The sequence below is a fragment of the Vreelandella maris genome (assembly GCF_013371085.1).
In the GTDB taxonomy this organism is placed as follows: domain Bacteria; phylum Pseudomonadota; class Gammaproteobacteria; order Pseudomonadales; family Halomonadaceae; genus Vreelandella; species Vreelandella maris.
This window is the reverse complement of sequence record NZ_JABWCV010000061.1, coordinates 1-3,217: the sequence shown is the minus strand read 5'-3', so window position 1 is coordinate 3,217 and position 3,217 is coordinate 1. Positions and strand designations below refer to the sequence as shown.

Annotated in this window: 2 rRNA genes; both read right to left on the bottom strand. The window is 54.6% G+C overall.

Annotated elements, in window-relative coordinates:
- Positions 1-10: 10 nt before the first annotated feature.
- A 5S ribosomal RNA gene (gene rrf, locus HUO07_RS21345) occupies positions 11-126 on the bottom strand.
- A 177-nt stretch (positions 127-303) separates the two neighbouring features.
- A 23S ribosomal RNA gene (locus tag HUO07_RS21340) occupies positions 304-3,196 on the bottom strand.
- Positions 3,197-3,217 lie beyond the last annotated feature (21 nt).

Below are 3,217 nucleotides of genomic sequence, written 5' to 3'. Positions count from 1 at the left end.
TGGTATAGGTGCCTGACGATGACCTACTCTCGCATGGGGAGACCCCACACTACCATCGGCGCTAAGCGGTTTCACTGCTGAGTTCGGCAAGGGATCAGGTGGTTCACGCGTGCTATGGTCGTCAGGCGTAACGGGTGGTATATCATGCTGACGAGCAGGCTTTCTATCGTTGCTTGCTCAATTGTGTGCGTCTCATGGTGCCGCCTGGGCGCTTATCGCGTCAGGCCACACGCTGCGTATCCGGCTTCTGTTGATCTCTCAACCTTTAACGTCATCATTTTGAGCAGACCCCTTGGGTGTTATAGGGTCAAGCCTCACGGGCCATTAGTACACGTTAGCTCAACGCCTTGCAGCGCTTCCACACCGTGCCTATCCACCAGCTGGTCTCGCTGGGCCCTTCAGGAGGCTCTAGGCCTCAGGGATGTCTCATCTTGAAGGGGGCTTCCCGCTTAGATGCTTTCAGCGGTTATCCCGTCCGACCATAGCTACCCGGCAATGCCACTGGCGTGACAACCGGAACACCAGAGGGTCGTCCACTCCGGTCCTCTCGTACTAGGAGCAGCCCTTCTCAAACATCCAACGCCCACGGCAGATAGGGACCGAACTGTCTCACGACGTTCTAAACCCAGCTCGCGTACCACTTTAAATGGCGAACAGCCATACCCTTGGGACCGACTTCAGCCCCAGGATGTGATGAGCCGACATCGAGGTGCCAAACACCGCCGTCGATGTGAACTCTTGGGCGGTATCAGCCTGTTATCCCCGGAGTACCTTTTATCCGTTGAGCGATGGCCCTTCCATACAGAACCACCGGATCACTAGAACCTGCTTTCGCACCTGCTCGACGTGTCTGTCTCGCAGTCAAGCACCCTTATGCTCTTGCACTCAATGCACGATGTCCGACCGTGCTGAGGGTACCTTCGTGCTCCTCCGTTACTCTTTAGGAGGAGACCGCCCCAGTCAAACTACCCACCACACACTGTCCTCGATCCGGATAACGGACCTGAGTGAGAACGCCAATGATGCCAGGCTGGTATTTCAAGGTTGGCTCCCTCCGAACTGGCGTCCGGAGTTCAAAGCCTCCCAGCTATCCTACACAGGCAACATCAGCGTCCAGTGTGAAGCTATAGTAAAGGTTCACGGGGTCTTTCCGTCTAGCCGCGGGTACACCGCATCTTCACGGCGATTTCAATTTCACTGAGTCTCGGGTGGAGACAGCGTGGCCATCATTACGCCATTCGTGCAGGTCGGAACTTACCCGACAAGGAATTTCGCTACCTTAGGACCGTTATAGTTACGGCCGCCGTTTACCGGGGCTTCAATCAAGAGCTTCGCCTTGCGGCTAACACCATCATTTAACCTTCCGGCACCGGGCAGGCGTCACACCCTATACGTCCGCTTGCGCGTTAGCAGAGTGCTGTGTTTTTAATAAACAGTTGCAGCCACCTGGTATCTTCGACCGGTTCGGGCTGAGGAAGCAAGTTCCATCACCCTACGCCGGCGTGCCTTCTCCCGAAGTTACGGCACCATTTTGCCTAGTTCCTTCACCCGAGTTCTCTCAAGCGCCTTGGGATTCTCACCCTGACCACCTGTGTCGGTTTGGGGTACGGTCGCACATGATCTGAAGCTTAGAGGCTTTTCCTGGAAGCGTGGCATCAGTGACTTCCTGACCGTGGTCAGTTCGTTTCGTGTCTCGGCCTTAAAGGATCCCGGATTTACCTAAGATCCAAGCCTACTCACTTTCACCAGGACAACCAACGCCTGGCTCACCTAGCCTTCTTCGTCCCCCCATCGCAACCATGTCCGGTACGGGAATATTGACCCGTTTCCCATCGACTACGCCTTTCGGCCTCGCCTTAGGGGCCGACTCACTCTGCTCCGATTAGCGTCGAACAGAAACCCTTGGTCTTCCGGCGAGGGAGTTTTTCACTCCCTTTATCGTTACTCATGTCAGCATTCGCACTCGTGATACCTCCAGCAGACTTCTCAATCCACCTTCATTGGCGTACACGACGCTCCTCTACCGCTCATCCTAAAAGGATGAACCCGTAGCTTCGGTACCTGGTTTAGCCCCGTTACATCTTCCGCGCAGGCCGACTCGACTAGTGAGCTATTACGCTTTCTTTAAAGGATGGCTGCTTCTAAGCCAACCTCCTAGCTGTCTGAGCCTTCCCACATCGTTTCCCACTTAACCAGGATTTCGGGACCTTAGCTGACGGTCTGGGTTGTTTCCCTTTTCACGACGGACGTTAGCACCCGCCGTGTGTCTCCCACGCGTTACTCACCGGTATTCGGAGTTTGCCTCGGGTTGGTAAGTCGGGATGACCCCCTAGCCGAAACAGTGCTCTACCCCCGGCGGTACTACGTGAGGCGCTACCTAAATAGCTTTCGAGGAGAACCAGCTATCTCCGAGCTTGATTAGCCTTTCACTCCGATCCACAAGTCATCCAAATCTTTTTCAACAGATCCTGGTTCGGGCCTCCAGTTGATGTTACTCAACCTTCACCCTGCTCATGGATAGATCGCTCGGTTTCGGGTCTATATCCAGCGACTGTGTCGCCCAGTTAAGACTCGGTTTCCCTACGGCTCCCCTATACGGTTAACCTCGCCACTGAATATAAGTCGCTGACCCATTATACAAAAGGTACGCCGTCACCCAACAAGTGGGCTCCGACTGCTTGTACGCACACGGTTTCAGGATCTATTTCACTCCCCTCTCCGGGGTTCTTTTCGCCTTTCCCTCACGGTACTGGTTCACTATCGGTCAGCCAGGAGTATTTAGCCTTGGAGGATGGTCCCCCCGTCTTCAGTCAAGGTTTCTCGTGCCCCGACCTACTCGATTTCACATGCTCAGATTTTCGACTACGGGGCTATCACCCGCTACGGCCAGACTTCCCAATCTGTTCGCCTAATCAGTCACATGCTTAAGGGCTGGTCCCCGTTCGCTCGCCGCTACTGGGGGAATCTCGGTTGATTTCTTTTCCTCAGGGTACTTAGATGTTTCAGTTCCCCTGGTTCGCCTCGTACATCTATGTATTCAATGCACGATACTCATCTTATGATGAGTGGGTTTCCCCATTCAGAGATGTCCGGGTCACAGGTTGTTGCCACCTCACCGAACCTTATCGCAGGCTACCACGTCTTTCATCGCCTCTGGCTGCCTAGGCATCCACCGTGTGCGCTTCATTGCTTGACCCTATAACCCGAAGGAGTCTGG